This is a genomic window from Actinacidiphila glaucinigra, from assembly GCF_035918135.1.
GTDB lineage: Bacteria > Actinomycetota > Actinomycetes > Streptomycetales > Streptomycetaceae > Actinacidiphila > Actinacidiphila glaucinigra.
The window spans coordinates 1,035,106-1,052,813 of sequence record NZ_CP109144.1 but is presented as its reverse complement, the minus strand read 5'-3'; the positions used below and the strand labels follow the sequence as shown (position 1 = coordinate 1,052,813).

At 72.5% G+C, this 17,708-nt stretch carries 18 protein-coding genes; 11 read left to right on the top strand and 7 right to left on the bottom strand.

The features are described 5' to 3' along the window. The first annotated feature begins 117 nt into the window (after positions 1-117). Both OIE69_RS04495 and OIE69_RS04490 read left to right on the top strand, forming a co-directional pair. On the top strand, positions 118-1,530 hold the full coding sequence (locus OIE69_RS04495) for an APC family permease (RefSeq protein ID WP_326570616.1): 1,413 nt from the start codon (positions 118-120) through the stop codon (positions 1,528-1,530). After that, the gene (locus OIE69_RS04490; RefSeq protein ID WP_326570615.1) at positions 1,527-2,549 is read left to right on the top strand and encodes an acetamidase/formamidase family protein; all 1,023 of its coding nucleotides are present in this window, start codon (positions 1,527-1,529) and stop codon (positions 2,547-2,549) included. Before OIE69_RS04495 ends, OIE69_RS04490 begins: the two co-directional genes overlap by 4 nt. Positions 2,550-2,666: 117 nt before the next feature. Here OIE69_RS04490 and OIE69_RS04485 read toward each other — a convergent pair whose 3' ends face one another. Then, the gene (locus tag OIE69_RS04485; RefSeq protein WP_018560156.1) at positions 2,667-3,140 is read right to left on the bottom strand and encodes a carboxymuconolactone decarboxylase family protein; all 474 of its coding nucleotides are present in this window, start codon (positions 3,138-3,140) and stop codon (positions 2,667-2,669) included. Positions 3,141-3,233: 93 nt separating this feature from the next. Further along, positions 3,234-3,824, bottom strand: a complete 591-nt coding sequence (locus OIE69_RS04480) for a flavodoxin family protein (protein WP_326570614.1) — start codon at positions 3,822-3,824, stop codon at positions 3,234-3,236. 287 nt (positions 3,825-4,111) lie between these two features. Here OIE69_RS04480 and OIE69_RS04475 point away from each other — a divergent pair, with 287 nt between their 5' ends. Further along, the gene (locus OIE69_RS04475) at positions 4,112-4,720 is read left to right on the top strand and encodes a flavin reductase family protein (protein ID WP_326570613.1); all 609 of its coding nucleotides are present in this window, start codon (positions 4,112-4,114) and stop codon (positions 4,718-4,720) included. 25 nt (positions 4,721-4,745) lie between these two features. Here the strand turns inward: OIE69_RS04475 and OIE69_RS04470 are convergent, their stop codons facing one another. Beyond that, entirely contained in the window at positions 4,746-5,774 is a 1,029-nt protein-coding gene (locus tag OIE69_RS04470) for a LacI family DNA-binding transcriptional regulator (RefSeq protein ID WP_326570612.1), read from the bottom strand. Positions 5,775-5,985: 211 nt separating this feature from the next. On the opposite strand from OIE69_RS04470, the gene OIE69_RS04465 reads away from it, so the two are divergent. Genes OIE69_RS04465 through OIE69_RS04450 form a run of 4 tightly spaced genes read left to right on the top strand, consistent with a single transcriptional unit; the run spans position 5,986 to position 11,101 of the window. Beyond that, complete coding sequence (locus OIE69_RS04465) at positions 5,986-7,290, top strand: ABC transporter substrate-binding protein (RefSeq protein WP_326570611.1); 1,305 nt, start codon at positions 5,986-5,988, stop codon at positions 7,288-7,290. A gap of 5 nt (positions 7,291-7,295) precedes the next feature. Then, positions 7,296-8,276, top strand: coding sequence for a carbohydrate ABC transporter permease (locus tag OIE69_RS04460; RefSeq protein ID WP_326570610.1), 981 nt, complete (start codon positions 7,296-7,298; stop codon positions 8,274-8,276). Between the two features lie 16 nt (positions 8,277-8,292). Then, positions 8,293-9,114: a carbohydrate ABC transporter permease gene (locus OIE69_RS04455; protein WP_326570609.1), complete on the top strand. Its 822-nt coding sequence runs from the start codon at positions 8,293-8,295 to the stop codon at positions 9,112-9,114. Positions 9,115-9,148: 34 nt separating this feature from the next. Beyond that, on the top strand, positions 9,149-11,101 hold the full coding sequence (locus OIE69_RS04450) for a glycoside hydrolase family 127 protein (RefSeq protein WP_326570608.1): 1,953 nt from the start codon (positions 9,149-9,151) through the stop codon (positions 11,099-11,101). 75 nt (positions 11,102-11,176) lie between these two features. Here OIE69_RS04450 and OIE69_RS04445 read toward each other — a convergent pair whose 3' ends face one another. Beyond that, the gene (locus OIE69_RS04445; protein ID WP_326570607.1) at positions 11,177-12,397 is read right to left on the bottom strand and encodes a threonine synthase; all 1,221 of its coding nucleotides are present in this window, start codon (positions 12,395-12,397) and stop codon (positions 11,177-11,179) included. Between the two features lie 67 nt (positions 12,398-12,464). Between OIE69_RS04445 and OIE69_RS04440 the strand changes: the two genes are divergently transcribed. Together OIE69_RS04440 and OIE69_RS04435 are read left to right on the top strand one after the other, a co-directional pair. Next, positions 12,465-13,376: an alpha/beta fold hydrolase gene (locus OIE69_RS04440; protein WP_326570606.1), complete on the top strand. Its 912-nt coding sequence runs from the start codon at positions 12,465-12,467 to the stop codon at positions 13,374-13,376. A 43-nt stretch (positions 13,377-13,419) separates the two neighbouring features. Further along, positions 13,420-13,947, top strand: coding sequence for a GNAT family N-acetyltransferase (locus OIE69_RS04435; RefSeq protein ID WP_326570605.1), 528 nt, complete (start codon positions 13,420-13,422; stop codon positions 13,945-13,947). A gap of 3 nt (positions 13,948-13,950) precedes the next feature. Here OIE69_RS04435 and OIE69_RS04430 read toward each other — a convergent pair whose 3' ends face one another. The 3 genes from OIE69_RS04430 to OIE69_RS04420 all read right to left on the bottom strand — a co-directional run bounded on the left by OIE69_RS04430 (position 13,951) and on the right by OIE69_RS04420 (position 15,712). Beyond that, positions 13,951-14,337 carry a TetR/AcrR family transcriptional regulator C-terminal ligand-binding domain-containing protein gene (locus tag OIE69_RS04430; RefSeq protein WP_326570604.1) on the bottom strand — a complete coding sequence of 129 codons (387 nt, stop codon included), beginning with the start codon at positions 14,335-14,337 and terminating at the stop codon, positions 13,951-13,953. Beyond that, positions 14,337-14,537 (bottom strand): hypothetical protein, encoded by a 201-nt coding sequence (locus OIE69_RS04425; protein WP_326570603.1) that lies wholly within the window; start codon positions 14,535-14,537, stop codon positions 14,337-14,339. The genes OIE69_RS04430 and OIE69_RS04425 overlap by 1 nt, the downstream gene beginning before the upstream one ends. 293 nt (positions 14,538-14,830) lie before the next feature. Beyond that, positions 14,831-15,712 carry a LysR family transcriptional regulator gene (locus tag OIE69_RS04420; RefSeq protein WP_326570602.1) on the bottom strand — a complete coding sequence of 294 codons (882 nt, stop codon included), beginning with the start codon at positions 15,710-15,712 and terminating at the stop codon, positions 14,831-14,833. Between the two features lie 148 nt (positions 15,713-15,860). Between OIE69_RS04420 and OIE69_RS04415 the strand changes: the two genes are divergently transcribed. Beyond that, on the top strand, positions 15,861-16,697 hold the full coding sequence (locus OIE69_RS04415; protein ID WP_326580973.1) for an EamA family transporter: 837 nt from the start codon (positions 15,861-15,863) through the stop codon (positions 16,695-16,697). 68 nt (positions 16,698-16,765) lie between these two features. Continuing rightward, positions 16,766-17,599 (top strand): S1 RNA-binding domain-containing protein, encoded by an 834-nt coding sequence (locus tag OIE69_RS04410; protein WP_326570601.1) that lies wholly within the window; start codon positions 16,766-16,768, stop codon positions 17,597-17,599. The last annotated feature ends 109 nt before the right edge of the window (positions 17,600-17,708 follow it).

Below are 17,708 nucleotides of genomic sequence, written 5' to 3'. Positions count from 1 at the left end.
AACTCATGTTCCGTCAGAATCCCTGCAGAATCCCTGTGCACAGGCGTTCCCCTGCGTCGGCCGCGGACCCTAAGATCACCCCGCCAGTCAGGGGACCGCGGCCGCCGGGGAGGCGACGTGAGCGACAGCGCACCTCAAGGGCAGGATCTCGAGAAGTACGGCTACACCCAGCAGTTGGCGCGGTCACTGGGCTTCCGGGACCTGGTGGTCTACGGCCTGGTCTTCATGGTGCCGATCGCGCCGTTCGGCATCTTCGGCGGCGTCTTCCAGGGCTCGGGCGGCATGGTCGCCCTCGCCTACGCCATCGGCATGCTGGCGATGATGTTCACGGCGCACTCCTACGCCCAGATGTCCCGGGCCTTCCCGATGGCCGGGTCGGTCTACTCGTACGCCGGGCGGGGCATCGGCGCGCCGGTCGGCTTCCTGTCCGGCTGGATGATCCTGCTCGACTACATCCTCGTGCCGGCCCTGCTCTACCTGATCGCCGCCGTGGCGATGAACTCGCTGGTCGCCTCGGTGCCGGTCTGGATCTGGCTGATCGGGTTCGTCGTCCTCAACACCGTCGTGAACTGGCTCGGCATCGAGATGACCGCCCGGATCAACAAGATCATGCTCGTGGCCGAGCTGGTCGTCCTCGCGATCTTCCTGGCCTTCGGCGTCATCGCGCTCGCCCAGGGCAAGGGCAACGGCTCCGGCTTCCACGCCTTCTACGACTCCGGCACCTTCTCCTGGTCCCTGATCTTCGGGGCGGTGTCGATCGCCGTGCTCAGCTTCCTCGGCTTCGACGGCATCTCCACCCTCGCCGAGGAGAACCGCGAATCCGCCCGGGCGATCGGCCGGGCCATGGTGGCCGCGCTGCTGCTCGCCGGAGCGCTGTTCATCGTGCAGACCTGGATCGCGGCGATGCTGGTTCCCGAGGTGCCGACGCTGATCAAGGAGGGAGACCCGGACGGCACCGCCTTCTACGACGCCGCCCGCGTCGCCGGAGGCGCCTGGCTGGGCACCCTCAGCGCGCTCGCCACCGCCATCGCCTGGGGTTTCGCCAACTCCCTGGTCGCCCAGGCGGCCACCTCCCGGCTGCTCTTCGCGATGGCCCGCGACCGGCAGCTCCCGGGCTTCCTGGCCAGGATCGACCCCCGCCGCCGGGTGCCCGTCAACGCCACCTTCCTGGTGGCGGTGGTCTCGCTCGCCCTCGGCCTCTACATGAACTCCCGGGACGACGGCATCACGCTGCTCAGCTCGCTGGTCAACTTCGGCGCGATGACCGCCTTCCTGGTCCTGCACGTCTCGGTCGTCGTCCACTACGTCGTCCGCCAAGGCAGCCGCGACTGGTGGCGCCACCTGATCGCACCGCTGATCGGCTTCGCGATCCTCACCTTCGTGGTGGTCAACGCCAAGGTCACCGCCCAGAGGCTCGGCTTCCTCTGGCTGGCGATCGGCGCCGTCCTGATGGTGGGTCTGCTCATCGCCGGCCGGCGCACGGAGATACCCGACGAGCCCACCGAGGCCGAGGAGGCCGGACAGGCATGAACGACATCGACGTCGTACGGCTCCACCCCACCCCCGAGCAGTACGCCTACGCCTTCGGCGGCCCGCGGGAGCCGCTGCTGCGCGTACGCCCGGGCACCGTCGTGGAACTCTTCACCGAGGACTGCTTCGGCGGTCTGGTCCGCGGCCCCGATGACCTGCCGAGCAAGGTGTGCGAGTTCCCGTACCTCAATCCCGTCACCGGCCCGATCCACGTCGAGGGCGCCGAGCCGGGCGACACCCTGGCCGTCCACTTCGTCGACATCGCCCCCGCACGGGACTGGGCCGTGTCGACCACCTTCCCCCACTTCGGCGCACTGACCACCACGCACTCCACGGCGATGCTCCACGACCCGCTGCAGGAGGTCGTCTGGCGCTACGGGATCGACCGCGAGCGCAACAGCTGCCGATTCCAGGCCCGCTTCTCCGACCACACGGTCGAGCTGCCCCTCGACCCGATGCACGGCACGGTGGGGGTCGCCCCCGCCGCCGGAGAGGTCGTCATGAGCATCACCCCGGGCGCGCACGGGGGGAACATGGACACCCCGGAGCTGCGCGCGGGCACCACCCTCTACCTGGGCGTCAACGTGCCGGGGGCGCAGCTGGCGATCGGCGACGGGCACTGCCGGCAGGGCGAGGGCGAGGTGTGCGGCACCGCGGTCGAGGCCGCGATGGACAGTGTGGTGGTGATCGACCTGCTCAAGGGCGGCGCCCCCGCGTGGCCACGCCTGGAGGACGACCGCTTCCTGATGTCGACCGGGTCGGTACGGCCGCTGGAGGACGCCTACCGGATCAGCCAGCACGATCTGGTCGGCTGGACGTCCTCCCTCACCGGCCTGCACCAGCTCGACGCGTACCAGCTGGTCAGCCAGGCCGGGCTGGCGCCCATCGGCAACGTGGTCGACACCAACTACACCGTGGTCGCCAAGCTGCCCAAGACCGTGCTGGGCGGCGCGCCGGCCTACGACGGGCTGCACCGGTCGCTGCGCGAGAAGGGCCTCGAATACCTCCGTACGCGCTGAACCGCCGCCGGTGCCGCGGGGACGGCCGGGAAACGCCGTCCTCCCCGTCCCGCGGTCGGGAACGGTACGGGGGACGGACGGCCCGGCCTGGGCGACGCCGGCGGCGGGAACCGCAGGTCAGCCGAACATGCCGAGCTGGTAGCCACCGGCCGGCTGCTGGTTGATCACGTTGATCCGGTTGTACGCGTTGATCACGGCGATGAGCGAGATCAGGGCGACCAGCTGGTCCTCGTCGAAGTGCTTGGCGGCGTTCCCCCAGACCGCGTCGGAGACGCCACCGGCGGCGTCGGCGACCCGGGTGCCCTCCTCGGCCAGCTCCAGGGCCGCGCGCTCGGCCTCGTCGAAGACCGTGGCCTCGCGCCAGGTCGCGATCAGGTTCAGGCGCACCGAGGTCTCGCCGGCCGCGGCCGCCTCCTTGGTGTGCATGTCGGTGCAGAAGCCGCAGCCGTTGATCTGGCTGGCGCGGATCTTCACCAGCTCCTGGGTCAGGACCGGCAGCGTGGACTCCGCCAGGACCTTGCTCGCCGAGTTCAGGTGCCTCATGACCTTGCCGGCGAGGGCGTGGCCGAAGTAGTTCACGCGGGCTTCCATGCTGAGCTCCTCTGCTGTGGTGTGGGATTCGCAGTGATGACCGGGCCGCCCCGCGAAATGTGACAGCGGGACGACCCCGGCGGGACCGTCCGGTCAGGCGCCGACGACCGCGCGTCCCGCCGCGTAGATGCGGGCCTGCTCGGCGACCCGGCGGCCGAGGTGCTCGGCGGTCGCGATGTCGGCCTTGTGGACCTCGTCCGCACCGACGTCGGTGTGCGTTTGGGCACCCGCGCCGAGGTAGATGCCGAGGCGGTTGAGGTCGTCCTCGGAGGCCGTGGTGCTGTTCCAGCCCGGGTGCAGGCCGAGGTTGACCCAGGTCATGCCGTGCTGGGCGGCGAGGATGGCGAAGTACTGCAGGGTGTGCAGCTTGTCACCGCTCTTGGCGCCGGAGTTGCTGAACCCGGCGGCCAGCTTGTTCTTCCACGAGTGGACGAACCAGCGCTTGGAGGTCGTCTCCGCGAACTGGTGGAAGGCACCCGAGGCCGTGCCCATGTAGGTCGGGGAACCGAAGACGATCGCGTCCGCGGCGTCGAGCAGCTCCCACTGCTCGTCGGTGATCTCGTCGACCTTGACCAGGTGGACGACGGCGCCGGCTTCCACGGCACCGGCACGCACGGCTTCGGCGAGGACGGTCGTGTGGCCGTAGCCGGAGTGGTAGGCGATCGCGACGACGGGGGTGGTCATGGACGTTCCTCCTGCGGTGGTCTTTCCGGCCCCTCACGGGAGCCCTCATCCACCAGGACCGGACAGCTCCCACCGCTATGACACCGACCGGCCGTTTGTGACGAGGAGCACGCCGGGGGCCGGTGCGCGCCGACACCCGCGGGCGGCGCCCTCGCCTCCCCCGAGGTGCGACCGGCCCCATGGGCCGCCTCGCGGAACGGCGGCTCATCCTGCCGCGCCCCCGGGGTCCGACACGCCGGGGGCCGCCGGCGGACGGGACGGCGGGCGCGGCCGTGAATACTGCGGCCATGCGCGTCGACTTCGATCCCGAGGCCATGGGCGGTCCCGCCTTCTACCGATTCCTGACCTCCGTGGTCGTGCCCCGGCCGATCGCCTGGATCTCCACCGCCACCCCGGACGGCCTGTCCGAGAACCTCGCACCGCACTCCTTCTTCAGCATCGCCAGCACCGATCCGCCGATCGTGCAGTTCACCTCGATCGGCCGCAAGGACTCGCTGCGCAACGTCGAGGAGACCGGCGAGTTCGTGGTGAACTTCGCCACCGAGGCGCTCATGCCGCTGGTCAACGCCACGGCCACCGACTTCCCGCGGCACGTCAGCGAGTTCGACCACGCGGGAGTCGAGCGCGAGCCCAGCCTGAGGGTGCGTCCGCCCCGCGTCCGCGCGTCACCGGTCGCCCTGGAGTGCCGCTCGCACACCAGCCTGCGGATGGGCAACTCCACCCTCGTCTTCGGGCGGGTGGTGCACGCCGTGGCCGACCGGGAGGTCCTGGCCGGCGGCCGTCCCAGCGCCCCGCTGCTGCGGCCGCTCACCAAGCTCGGCGCCGACGAATGGGGCACGCTCGGCGAGATCCGGCACCTGAACCGCATCCCGTACGAGGAGCCCGGCCCCCGGTAGGTGCCGGAGGGGAGCGCGGCGCCGATCACGCCAGCGGCGCCGTCGAACCGCGGATCACCAGGCGGCAGGGCTGCGGTTCGGTCCCGGAGCGGCGCTGCCCGGCGATGGCCGCCGACAGGGCGCGGGCGGCCACCCGGCCCAGGTGCTCCAGCTGCATGTCGACGCTGGTCAGCGGGGGCCGGGAGGCGGTGGTGATGACCTTCCAGTCGTCGAAGCCCATGACCGCGACGTCGTCCGGCACCACGCGCCCCCGCTCCCGGAGGATGTCGATGGCGCCGCGGGCGATCTGGTCGTTGCCGCACACGATGGCGTCCACCTCGGGGTGCTGGTCGAGCAGCATGACGGTCGCCGCGCGGCCCCAGCCCTCGGACCACTCGCCGAAGCGGGCCTCGCCCACCGGTGCGACGCCCGCCTCGGCGAGCACCTCCAGCGCGCCCCGCACGCGGTCGCGGCCCGCGGCGTAGGTCGGGTCGCCCGAGATGTGGGCGATGCGGTTACGGCCGCAGGTCAGCAGGTGCCGGGCCGCGGTCCGCCCGGCGTCGACGTTGTCGGGGACGATCGACAGGTCGTCCGGGTCCTCGGACGGCGCGTACGCGTACACCACCGGCACGGGCAGCCCGCGCCCCAGGGAGGGGCGCGGGTCGGTACGGCTGCCGACCACGATCAGCCCGTCGACGCGCCGGTCCAGCAGGGCCCGTACATGGTGCCGCTCGCGGATCGCGTCGCCGCGCGCGTCGCACAGCAGGACGGCGAGCTCGCCCGCACCGAAAGCGTCTTCGGCGCCCATCAGGATCGGGATGCTGAAGCGTCCCTCGAGGTCCCCGGTGAGCAGCCCGACGGTCCGGGTCGGCCCGGCCTGCAGGCTGCGGGCCACCGGGTTGGGCCGGAAGGACAACTGCTCGGCGGCCTCGATGACGCGTTGCCGGGTCTCCTCGCGCACCTGGCTGCGGCCGTTGAGCGCCTTGGAGGCCGTGGCCGGGGAGACCCCGGCCAGCCGTGCCACGTCGTTGAGAGTCGCGGGTCGGCCTGCGGTGTGTTCGGCCGGCTGGACCATGGCTGCATCCCTCCTCGTGCTCGTCGAGGTCCCGCTGAGCGGCGCCCCGCGGGTGGGGAAAGGCTACTCGAAAGTCTTTTTCCGTGATGTGTGCAGGGTGGTTGACGCCCAAGGGTGCCGCTTCTACTTTAACGGAAAACGTTTTCGGTGAGTTTAGGCGGCCGGCCGCCGCCCCCTCGACATGCCAGGCCCTCCGAGCAAGGAGCGAGACATGAACACCACCGACGTACGGAGAAGAAGGCGCCACCGGGCCCTGGCCGCGGCCGTGGGGCTGCTCACCGTCACGACCGCGCTCGCGGGCTGCGGCTCCGGCGGGAAGGGCTCGACCGAGGACAAGGGCGGGGTCATGGGCCCCGACGACGGCGCGAACCTGACGATGTGGACGCGCGCCGCCACACAGCAGCAGAGCCAGGCCCTGGTGAAGGCGTACAACAAGTCCCACAAGAACAAGGTGCAGTTGACGATCATCCCCACGGACGACTACCAGGCGAAGGTGGGCGCCGCGGCCGGCTCCAAGTCCCTGCCCGACATCCTCGCCTCCGACGTGGTGTTCGTGCCCAACTACACCGCCAGCGGCTTGTACGCCGACATCACCGACCGCCTCGACGCGCTGCCGTACGGCAAGGAACTGGCGCCCGCCCACATGGCGGCCGGCACGCTCGACGGCCGCAAGTACACCGTGCCGCACACCATCGACTCCTCCGTCCTCTTCTACAACAAGACGCTCTACAAGAAGGCGGGACTGGACCCGGAGAAGCCGCCGACCACGCTCAAGGAGTGGGACGAGCAGGCCCGCGCCGTCGACAAACTGGGCGGCGACGTCAACGGCACCTTCTTCGGCGGCAATTGCGGCGGCTGCGGGGTCTTTACCTGGTGGCCGTCGATCTGGGCCGCGGGGCAGGAGGTCATGAACGAGGACGGCACCGCCGCCACCCTGGACTCGCCCGTGGCGAAGGAGGTGTACGCGACGTACCGCGGCTGGGCCCAGGACGACATCACCGCCCCCGGCGCCGCCGAGGAGACCGGCGCCACCTGGACCGGGCTGTTCCCCAAGGGCACCATCGGCGTGATGCCGATGCCGTCCACCACCCTCGGCCTGATGCCGGGGGACCTGGACTTCGGCGTCGCCGCCATCCCCGGCCCGGACGGCGGGCAGTCGACCTTCGTCGGCGGTGACTCCCTCGGGATCTCGGCCAACAGCAAGAAGGCCGGCCAGGCCTGGAACTTCCTCGCGTGGTCCCTCGGCGACGAGGCCCAGGTCGAGGTGCTCGCCGCCCACAAGGACATCGTCGCCCGCACCGACCTGGCCGAGAACAAGTACGCCGAGGAGGACCCCCGCCAGGTGATGATCAACACCCTGGTCGCCAAGGGCAAGACGCCCTTCTCCCAGAAGTTCGGACAGACGTTCAACGACCCCAACGGCCCGTGGCTGGCCCTGATGCGGGACGCCGTGTTCGGCGACCCCTCCAAGGTCGACGCGGACAACAAGGCCATCACCGAGTCCCTGAAGGACTGACCCACATGCTGCTCGCGCGATCGCGCGGCTCCGGCTCCCCGGCGCCCGGCGGGGAGCCGCCCTCCCGGTCCCCCTTCGGGGCCGGGAGGGCCCGCGCCGCCCACCGCGTCCCCTGGTGGCGGACCCGCCCGGCACAGGGCATCGGCTACGCGGCGCCGACCGCGCTGTTCGTCGGGGTGTTCTTCGTGGTGCCGCTGGTCCTGGTCGGACGGATATCCCTGAGCGACTGGCCGCTGCTGGCCGGGAACCGGGGCTTCAACGCGCCGGACAACTTCACTGAGGCCGCCACCGACGACCTGCTGTGGCCCTCCGTGCGCTTCACCCTCACCTACACCGCCCTCGTCACGGTCCTGCTGCTCGGACTCGCCCTCCTCCTCGCCCTGTTGCTCCAGGAGACCCGCCCCGGCACGGGCCTGTTCCGCACGGTCTTCTTCCTGCCCAGCGCGCTCGGGCTGGCCTCCGCCTCGCTGCTGTTCCTGGGCATGTACAGCCCCAACGTAGGCCCGATCAGCCCGCTCCTGGAGAGACTCGGCGTCGTCGACGAACCGGTCTCCTTCCTCGGCACCCCGACCGCCGCGCTGTGGTCCACCGTCGCCCTCATCGTCTGGAAGTACGCCGGCTTCTACATGCTGATCCTGCTCGTCGGGCTCCAGCGCATCCCGCAGGACGTCTACGAGGCGGCCCGGATGGACGGCGCCGGACGCTGGCAAACGTTCCGCAGCATCACCCTGCCGCTCCTGCGGCCCTCCCTCGCGCTGACGCTGCTGCTGTCGGTCACCGGCTCGCTGCTCGCCTTCGACCAGTTCTTCATCCTCACCAAGGGCGGACCCGACAACAGCACGATGACGGTGGTCTCCCTGATCTACCGGGAGGCGTTCCAGCGGCTCGACCTCGGGGCCGCGGCCGCGCTGTCCGTCGTCGTGCTCGCCGTGCTGCTGATCCTCAACGTCGCCCAGTTCCGCGGACTGCGCGGCACGGACACCTAGCGGACAGGGACCCGCCATGAAACACCACGGCCTCGGCCGCACCCCGTACCACGTCCTCGTCGGAGGGCTGGCCGCGCTCTTCCTGTTCCCGCTCGCCTGGAGCGCCTGGGCCTCCGTCAGCGGACAGCCCGGCACCGCGCAGCAGTCGGGCTACGGGCTCGGCAACTACCGTTCGCTGCTGCACTACGACGCCGGACTGGCGCAGTACCTCTGGAACTCCACCGTCGTCTCGCTGCTGACCGTCGCCCTCACCCTGCTCGTCTCCCTCATGGGCGGGTACGCCTTCGCGCGCTTCACCTTTCCCGGGAAGAACGCGCTGTTCCTGCTCACCCTGGCCATCCTCATGGTCCCGTACGCCACGCTCCTGATCCCGCTGTACGTGCTGCTGGGCGACCTGGGCCTGCAGAACTCGCTGTTCGGGCTGAGCCTGGTACTGACGGTGTATCAGCTTCCGTTCGCGACCTTCATGATGCGGATCTCCTTCGAGTCGGTACCGCACGAACTCGAGGAGTCCGCCCTCGTCGACGGCTGCGGCACGGCCAAGGCGCTGGTCCGCATCCTCCTGCCCGCGGTGTGGCCCGGCCTGGTCACCGTGGGGCTGTTCGCCTTCCTCGCCGCGTGGAACGACTTCATCGCCCCGCTGATCCTGATCTCCGACAGCGCCAAGGCGCCGCTGCCGCTGGCCATCGCCAACCTGCGGCAGCGGTCCATGGGGGCCATCGACTACGGGACCACCGAGGCGGGAGTCGTCGTCCTGGCCCTGCCCTGCCTCGTGCTCTTCCTCCTCCTGCAGCGGCACTACATCCGCGGCTTCATGTCCGGCGCGCTCAAGGGCTGACCCCCGCTCCGGCACCACGACCGAAAGAGAGACCATGACACAGCCGATCCCGGCTCCCGTGCTGCCCACCCGCGGCAGCCGACGTCCTCTCGGCCTCGGCGAAGTCCGCATCACCGGCGGCTTCTGGGCCCGACGCCAGCAGGTCAACGCCTCCGCCACCCTCGAACACTGCCGGCAGTGGATGGAACGCGTCGGCTGGATCGACAACTTCCGCGTCGCCGCGAGCGGCGGTCCCCTCGGCGAACGCCGCCGGGGACGGGAGTTCTCCGACTCCGAGGTCTACAAGCTGCTCGAGGCCATGGTGTGGGAGGCGGCCCGCACCCCCGGCAGCGCCCTCGACGCCGCCGTCGACGAACTCACCGACACCGTTGTCGCCGCCCAGGAGGCCGACGGCTACCTGAACACGGCCTTCGGGCACCCCGGGCGGCCGGCCCGCTACAGCGACCTCGAATGGGGCCACGAGCTCTACTGCGCGGGCCACCTCATCCAGGCCGGCGTGGCCCAGCTGCGCACCCGCGGCGACGGCGCCCTGGCCAAGGCGGCGATCCGCGCCGCCGACCACATCTGCCACGTCTTCGGACCGGGCGGCGCCAACCCGGGCCTGTGCGGGCACGCCGAGATCGAGACCGCGCTGGCCGAACTGCACCGGGCCACCGGCGAACGCCGCTACCTCGACCAAGCCGCCCTCTTCCTCGAACGCCGCGGCCACGGCAGCCTCGCGGGGGGCGAGTTCGGCCCCGAGTACTTCCAGGACGACGTCCCGGTACGGCAGGCGCACACCCTGCGCGGGCACGCCGTCAGGGCCCTGTACCTGGCCTCCGGCGCCGTCGACGTGGCCGTCGAGACCGGCGACGGCGAACTGCTCGCCGCCGTCGTCCGGCAGTGGGAGCACACCACCGCGCGCCGCACGTACCTCACCGGCGGCATGGGTTCCCACCACCGCGACGAGGGGTTCGGCGAGGACTTCGTCCTGCCCCCGGACCGCGCCTACTCCGAGACCTGCGCCTCCGTCGCCTCGCTCATGCTCAGCTGGCGGCTCCTGCTGGCGACCGGCGACCCCCGCTACGCCGACCTCGCCGAACGCACGCTCTACAACGTCATCGCCGCGTCGCCCGCGGACGACGGCCGCTCCTTCTTCTACGCCAACACCCTCCACCAGCGCGTGCGCGGGACCGTCCCCCCGCACGACAGCGACCGTCCGCGCTCCGAGTCCGGCCTGCGCGCCCCGTGGTTCGCCGTCTCCTGCTGCCTGCCGAACGTGGCGCGCACACTCGCCGCACTCGGCGGCTACGTCGCCACCGCCGACGCCGGCGGGCTGCAACTGCACCAGTACGCCGACGCCGAGATCACCACCCGCACGGCCGGCGGGGAACGCCTCGCACTGCGCGTGCGGACCGGCTACCCCGCGGACGGCACGGTCGCCGTCACCGTGGACGAGGCGCCCACGGGCCCGTGGAGCCTGTCCCTGCGCGTGCCCGGGTGGGCGGGTGACGGGGCCCGGCTCGTCACCCCTGACGGGCGGCGCAGTCCGGTACGGCCCGGCACGGCCGTCGTCCCCGGTACGCTCCGCACCGGCGACGAGGTCCGGCTCGAACTGCCCGTCACCCCGCGGTGGGTCCACCCCGACCCGAGGGTGGACGCCGTCCGCGGCACGATCGCCCTGGAACGCGGGCCCGTGGTCTACTGCGTCGAGTCCGCCGACCTGCCCGGCGGCCGCGACGTCGACGCGGTCACCGTGGACCCCTCCGTGCCGCCGCGCGACGGCGAGGGCGACCGGGTGGTCGTCGCGGGCGAGCTGACCGGCGCCCGCTCCCGGGAGTCATGGCCCTACACGTACGACCGGCCGCCGGCCCCGGCCGGTGAGCGCGCCGAGCTGACCCTGGTGCCGTACCTGACCTGGGCGAGCCGCGGCCCCTCCACCATGCGCGTCTGGATGCCCACCGGCCCCGGTGCCGCGGGGGACCGCGCCGCGGCTCCGGAGGGCTGACGTCCGTCACGGCGGCCGTACCACGCCGTCGGACGCCGCCCGCCGCCGGGCCGGACGCCCGGCGGCGGCGCGGACTCAGGGGATGCGGTCGGTGAGCTCCAGGACCGGCGGGTCGACCCGGAACGTCTCCGGGTACTTGGCCGCGGCCCCGGTGTTCAGCACCACGACCTCCTCGTCGCCGGACAGCCACCCCTGCTCGCGCAGGACCCGGACCGCCGACAGGGTCGCCGCGCCCTCCGGGCACAGCAGGGCCCCGTCGGCCGCGGCGCACCTGTCGCGGTCGGCGAGCAGCTCCTCGTCGTCGACGGCGACCGCCCGGCCGCCGGTCTCGTACAGCGCGTCCAGGACGAGGAAGTCGCCCAGCGCCTTGGGCACGGTGATGCCGAACGCCACCGTGCGGGCGTCCTGCCACGGCTCACTGGTGCGCTCGCCCTTCTCGAAGGCGCGCACGATGGGGGCGCATCCGGAGGCCTGCACGCTCACCAGCCGGGGCATCGGCCCCCGCAGCCATCCCAGGGCGCGCAGTTCCAGCAGGGCCTTGTGAATGCCGATGAGGCCGACGCCACCGCCGGTGGGGTAGACGATGACGTCCGGGGCGCGCCAGCCGAGCTGCTCGGCGATCTCCAGGCCCATGGTCTTCTTGCCCTCGATGCGGTACGGCTCCTTGAGCGTCGCCGCGTCCATCCAGACGCCGGGCTCGGCGGCGATCTTCTCCGCCACCAGCCGGCCCGCGTCACCGATCAGGCCGTTCACCAGGTACAGGCCGGCCCCCGCCGCGGCGCACTCGGCCCGGGTGATCGACGGCGCGTCCGCCGGCATCGCGATGAGCGCCTCCAGGCCCGCCCGCGCGGCGTAGGTCGCCCACGCCGCCCCCGCGTTTCCGTTCGTGGGCATGGCGATCCCGCGCGCACCCAGTTCGAGCGCCCTGGCCACGCCGACGGCCGCGCCCCGCGCCTTGAAGCTGCCGGTGGGTATCAGCCCCTCGTCCTTCATCACCAGCCCCGGCACGCCGATCGCCGCGCCGTACCGCGGCAGCGGCACCAGGGGCGTCATGCCCTCGCCCAGGGTGACGACATGTGCCGCATCGCGTACGGGCAGCAGTTCGTGGTAGCGCCACAGGGTCTGCGGGCGCCCCGCGAGGTCCGCGGGCGTGAGCGAGTCCCGGACCCGGTCCAGGTCGTAGCGGGCGAGGAGCGGCGATCCGCAGGCACATAGGTTCTGCACCCGGTCGGCGTCGTGGCGGCGGCCGCACCGCGCGCACTCCAGATGCGTCAGCACACTGAATGGCAAGGTCATGATTCCCTTCATACCTCGCCGGGTGCCTAGCATGGAAAGGCGTCGCATACGCGGCGCACGAGGTGCCATGGACGATGTGACGACCGGCCTCCCGCCCGCGGAACGCCGCGAGGGCGAGGTGGTCACCAACGACGGGGTGCGCCTGCGCTACACGGAGGCGGGCGCCGGGGAACCGCTCGTCCTCGTCCCCGGCTTCGCGCAGAGCGCCGCCGAGTTCGGCCCGCAGATCGACGGGCTGAGCAGCGGCCGCCGGCGCGTGATCGCACCGGACCACCGCGGCCACGGCCGGTCCGCCAGACCTGGCCACGGCTACCGGATCGCGCGGCTGGCGATGGACCTCCACAACCTCCTGGACGCCCTGGCCCTGCGGGACGTCACGCTGCTCGCCCACTCCATGGGCTGCCCGGTCGTGTGGTCCTACTGGGACCTGTTCGGCGGCGAGCGGATCGCCCGCCTCATCCTGGTCGACCAGCCGCCCGTGATCTCCTCGGCGCTCGCCGGCGCCGGGGAGCAGACGCCGCCCTCCGCGGTGTTCACCCCGGAGATGTCCCAGGGCATCGTCACCGGGCTGCGGGGCACGCCCGAGAGCGCCGCCGCCACCTCACGCGCCATCGTCGGCATGCTGCACGGCCCGTCGCTCCCGGACGCGGAGGTGGAGTGGCTCGTGGAGCAGAACCGCCTCCTCCCGCCGCGCCACGCCGCCGCGCTGCACCTGGACCACTGGGGCGGCGACTGGCGGGACGTCCTGCCGCGGATCGACGTCCCCACCCTCGTCATCGGGGGCGAGCTGAGCTTCTTCCCGCCCGGGACGACCGAGTGGGTCGCCTCCCTCATCCGGGGCGCGCGGGCACGCGTCCTCTCCGCGGCCGAGGGCGGCAGCCACCTGATGTTCCGGGAGAACCCGGCCCTGTTCAACCGCGTCGTGGCCGGCTTCCTCGACGAGCCCGGGACGGGGACCGGCCCTGGGCGGCCCGGATAATCCGGGTGCGGTGCGCTCGTCACGCCTGATATCCCTTCGTGCCATGGGTGATCTCGCGACAGCACGGCTCGTTCTCCATCCGATGACCGCCGCCGAGGCCGAGCGCGTGCTGGCGGGCGAGCCGGACGACGCTGCCCGCTGGGCGCCCGGATACCCCACCGACGGGGATGTGTTCGCCGCCCGGCGCCTGCTGGAGACGTTCGCGAGCGCCGGCGATCCCCGGCCGTTCGGCAACTACGAGATCCGCCGCCGCGAGGACGGCCGGGCGATCGGCGGCATCGGCTTCCACGGCGCCCCGGACGACAACGGCGACGTCACGATCGGCTACGGCCTCGTCCCGTCGGCGCGGGGCAGCGGATACGCCTCCGAAGCCCTGCGCGGACTGCTGCTGTTCGCGCGGGCGCGCGGCGTCACCCGTGTGAAGGGCGACGCCGACCTGGACAACATCGCCTCGCAGCACGTCATGACCGCGGCCGGCATGCGGCCGGCCGGGCAGGACGAACGCCTCCGGTACTTCGCCATCACCTGGACCGGCGCGAGCGCGGACGCGGACAGCGACCCGCGCTCCTGAGTCTCACCGGCCCGGGGCGGGACCGTGCCGGCGAACGAGGCGCAGGTACGCCTCGTCGACGATCTCGACGAGGACGTCGTCCGGCGCCGAGGGCACCCCGCGCACGACGAACCCGTCGCGCAGCAGGACGACCGCCACGGGGCGGCGACGGCGTCGCCGCACTGGTCCTGCGACTGCCCCGGGAATTCCGCCGCCGCCGCCGGCGGCCGCGAGCAGTTCGCGCAGGATCGCGCCCAGCGGCGAACTCCGGTGGCGATCCGCCCCGCGCAGCAACTCCCGGACGTCCTCGCGCAGATCGCCCGTGTCGGGGAGGGGGACGGACGTCGCCATGCGCCGGTAGGCGGCGATTCCCCAGGGTGAGGCGGCGGGGCCGGCGGCCGTAGAGGGCATCAGTCCTGCGGACGGCGGTTCCGCAGCCGCGCGAGCTCCGCCGGCCACCGGCCCCGGCGGTCGCCGACCGCCTCGTCACCCTCCGGAGCGGGCATCGGCAGCCTGACCGATTCGCAGTACGTCTTCCACGCCTGGTACCAGTTGGGCGCCAGGACGGCGGCGAGCATGATGAGCGGCACGAGCACGGCGGATATCAACACGGCTGCTCCCTTCCGTGCGGCCGTCGCGCCGTCGGGGGCGGGCGCGAACAACGGTCGGTGGAAGCTGGCCCGCCGACCGGACCGGATGAAACGGGCTCCGTCCGTTATCGTCCTCCCGGCCGCGTCGAACGCAAATCGAGTGAACCGCCGCCGCCCTTGGCGCTCCTGGTCACGCCGCCTTCGCGAGGTCGCGACGAGGGCGGCGGCCCCGCAGCCCTCGTTGCTCCGAACGGATGACGCGACGGGACCCCTGGCCAGAGGTCATGGCCGCCGTGGCCGGACCCCGTCCCGGATCATCCGTCACCGCGGTAGAGCTCCATCGCCAGCGCGACGGCCGCGTGCGTGGCCGGGTGCGGGTCGTGGCGGCGCCAGACGAGGTGCACGGGTACGGGGGCGGCGTCGCGCAGCGGGCGGTACACGATGCCGTCGCGGCGGTACTGGGCGGAGGTGGACTGCGGCGTGACGCCGACGCGGCTGCCGGTGGCGATCGCGGCGAGCCAGTCGTCGATGTCGTGGGTGTACTCGACGGCGGGCCGGCAGTTCTGCGGCCACAGGTCGGGGCTGGTCGTGCCGGTGCGCCGGTCGACGACCAGCGTGCGGGCGGCGATCTCGGCGAGGCGGATTCCGCGGCGCCGCGCCCATGGGTCGTCCGCGGCGAGGGCGACGCAGCGGGGTTCGTGGCCGACGAGGGCGTGGGACCAGCGGTCCAGGTCGACGGGGGCGCGGACGACCGCGAGGTCGCAGAGGCCCTCGGCGAGCCCGGCGGTGGGGGTGTTGTGCCGGATGAGCCGGAGCTCGACGCCGGGTTGGCGGTCGCGCCAGAGGCGCTGGAACTCGGTGGTGCGGCGGCCGAAGGCGGACCAGGCGTGGCCGACGCGCAGGCGCGTGTGACCGGTGGCGGCCTCCCCGACGAGTTCGTCGACGCCGGCCAGCAGGACCCGGGCGCGGGCGAGGACCTGCACGCCCGCGGTGGTGGGGGCGACCGTACGGCTGGTGCGGTGCAGCAACCGCACGCCGATGACGCGCTCCAGGGCCAGCAGGTTGCGGGAGACCGCCGCCTGGGAGACGCCGAGGTCGAGGGCGGCGTCGGTGAAGCTTCCCGCGTCGACGATGGCGACCAGGCAGCGCAGGTGCCGGAGCTCGAGCCCGGAGGCCCCTTCGCGGTGCTCGTCCATGCGTCCAGCGTATCGATCGTGCGGCGCATGCATTTCACGTATGGCCCTGCGCGGCGGGACAGTGGCCCGCATGACGATGCAGACCTCCGGAGACGTCGCGCCGGCCGTCCCGGTCCGGCACGCGGGACGCCTCGGCGGGGTCGCGCTGATGCTGGGCAGCGGCCTGTCCAACCAGGTCGGCGCGTCCGTCGCCGCGCTGGCGTTCCCCGTGATCGGGCCGCTGGGCGTGGTGGCGGTCCGCCAGTGGGTGGCCGCGGCGGTGCTGTGCGGGGCGGGCCGGCCCCGGATGCGGTCCTTCACCGCCGCGCAGTGGCGCCCGGTCCTGGCCCTGGCGGTGGTGTTCGCGGCGATGAACCTCTCCCTGTACACCGCCGTCGACCGCATCGGCCTGGGCCTCGCCGTCACCCTGGAGTTCCTCGGGCCGCTGGCCGTGGCCCTGATCGGCTCGCGCCGCCGATCCGATGTGCTCTGCGCCCTCGCCGTCGCGGCCGCCGTGGTCGTCCTGACCCGTCCCGAGCCCTCCACCGACTACCCGGGCATCGGCCTCGCGCTGCTCGCCGCGGCGTGCTGGGCCTGCTACATCGCACTCAACCGCGTCGTCGGCAGCCGGCTGCCCGGCCTCCAGGGCCCGGCCGCAGCCGCTGCCGTCTCCGGCGCGGCGTACGTGCCCGCCGGCGCGCTGGCCCTGTGGTGGCATCCCCCCACGGTCGCCGCCCTGGCCTGCGCCGTCACCGCAGGGATCCTCTCCTCCGCCGTACCGTTCCTGTCCGACCTGCTGACGCTCCGCCGGGTCCCGCCGCACTTCTTCGGCGTCTTCATGAGCGTGAACCCGGTCTTCGCCGCGCTCGTCGGCCTGGTCGTCCTCGACCAGCACCTCGACGCGGCGGCGTGGACGGCCACGTTCGTGATCGTCGCCGCGAACGCGGTCGCGGTCGGCACGGGCGTCCGGGAGACGGCTGGGAACGGAAATGGCGGCGGCAACTGACGGCCGCTCCGCGCCGAACGCGCGGACTGGCTCGCCAACTGCCCGTCCACGGGATGAGACTGTCCCGCATGAGCGAATCGTCCGAGGACCAGGCGTGCAGGGAGTTCCTGACCGGGATCCAGGTGGGCGACGTCTGCGACGGGACGGTGGCGGAGGCCACCCACCACGGGGTGACGGTGACCCTGGACGGCTTCCCCGCGCGTCCGCTGGGGACGGTGGGATCGCAGGACCTGTCCTGGACCCGGCGTCAGGAGATCGAACCCGGGCAGCGGATCACCGCCCGGGTGCTGTCCGTCGACGTGGACGCGGCGCAGGTCCGGCTGTCGACGACCGCCACCGAGAACCCGGAACTCTGGTCGTTCCTGGGCTCGTTGCGCCCGGGCGAGCGGATGACCGGGACGATCGCGTCGATCGAGCGGTTCGGGGTGTTCGTGGCGCTGGACGACGGCCCTGGCCACCCGGTCTTCCCCGGCGTGGGCTTCATCACCATTCCCGAGCTCTCCTGGCGGCATTTCGAGGACGCTTCGGAGGTCGTCCGGGTCGGGGAGCAAGTGACCTGCGAGTTTCTCCAGTTCGACACGACGAACGGCGAGGCCAGGCTGTCGCTGAGGGCGACCCTGCCGGACCCCTTCGCGGAGTTCGCCGATCGGACGGCGGTGGGCCGGACGCTTCGCGGACGGGTCACCAAGCTCGTCCCCTTCGGTGCCTTCGTGGAGGTCGCCGACGGGGTCGAGGGGCTGGTGCACCTCGGCGAACTCGCCGACACACCCGTGGACGCACCGCAGGACGTCGTCAGGACCGGCGACGGGATCACCGTCGTCGTCATCGAGGTCGAACGTGAGGGGCGCAGACTGCACCTGTCCCGGCGGCGGGTTCGCGCGGCCCGTCAATCCGCCGGATGACGGAGGCGGCCGGGTCCCCGCGGACGTAGCCGGCGGCCGTGCGGGGGGTGGTTCCGCGCCGTGTTGCGCCGGGGGTGTTTCCCACGGTGGGCGGGTTGGGCAGCCAGGG

Bases quoted from the DNA above. Each gene is read 5' to 3' on its own strand.
- OIE69_RS04490 (WP_326570615.1), top strand. From the start codon at position 1,527: ATGAACGACATCGACGTCGTACGGCTCCACCCCACCCCCGAGCAGTAC.
- OIE69_RS04485 (WP_018560156.1), bottom strand. From the start codon at position 3,140: ATGGAAGCCCGCGTGAACTACTTCGGCCACGCCCTCGCCGGCAAGGTC.
- OIE69_RS04480 (WP_326570614.1), bottom strand. From the start codon at position 3,824: ATGACCACCCCCGTCGTCGCGATCGCCTACCACTCCGGCTACGGCCAC.
- OIE69_RS04475 (WP_326570613.1), top strand. From the start codon at position 4,112: ATGCGCGTCGACTTCGATCCCGAGGCCATGGGCGGTCCCGCCTTCTAC.
- OIE69_RS04470 (WP_326570612.1), bottom strand. From the start codon at position 5,774: ATGGTCCAGCCGGCCGAACACACCGCAGGCCGACCCGCGACTCTCAAC.
- OIE69_RS04465 (WP_326570611.1), top strand. From the start codon at position 5,986: ATGAACACCACCGACGTACGGAGAAGAAGGCGCCACCGGGCCCTGGCC.
- OIE69_RS04460 (WP_326570610.1), top strand. From the start codon at position 7,296: ATGCTGCTCGCGCGATCGCGCGGCTCCGGCTCCCCGGCGCCCGGCGGG.
- OIE69_RS04455 (WP_326570609.1), top strand. From the start codon at position 8,293: ATGAAACACCACGGCCTCGGCCGCACCCCGTACCACGTCCTCGTCGGA.
- OIE69_RS04450 (WP_326570608.1), top strand. From the start codon at position 9,149: ATGACACAGCCGATCCCGGCTCCCGTGCTGCCCACCCGCGGCAGCCGA.
- OIE69_RS04445 (WP_326570607.1), bottom strand. From the start codon at position 12,397: ATGACCTTGCCATTCAGTGTGCTGACGCATCTGGAGTGCGCGCGGTGC.
- OIE69_RS04440 (WP_326570606.1), top strand. From the start codon at position 12,465: ATGGACGATGTGACGACCGGCCTCCCGCCCGCGGAACGCCGCGAGGGC.
- OIE69_RS04435 (WP_326570605.1), top strand. From the start codon at position 13,420: ATGGGTGATCTCGCGACAGCACGGCTCGTTCTCCATCCGATGACCGCC.
- OIE69_RS04430 (WP_326570604.1), bottom strand. From the start codon at position 14,337: ATGCCCTCTACGGCCGCCGGCCCCGCCGCCTCACCCTGGGGAATCGCC.
- OIE69_RS04420 (WP_326570602.1), bottom strand. From the start codon at position 15,712: ATGGACGAGCACCGCGAAGGGGCCTCCGGGCTCGAGCTCCGGCACCTG.
- OIE69_RS04415 (WP_326580973.1), top strand. From the start codon at position 15,861: ATGCTGGGCAGCGGCCTGTCCAACCAGGTCGGCGCGTCCGTCGCCGCG.
- OIE69_RS04410 (WP_326570601.1), top strand. From the start codon at position 16,766: ATGAGCGAATCGTCCGAGGACCAGGCGTGCAGGGAGTTCCTGACCGGG.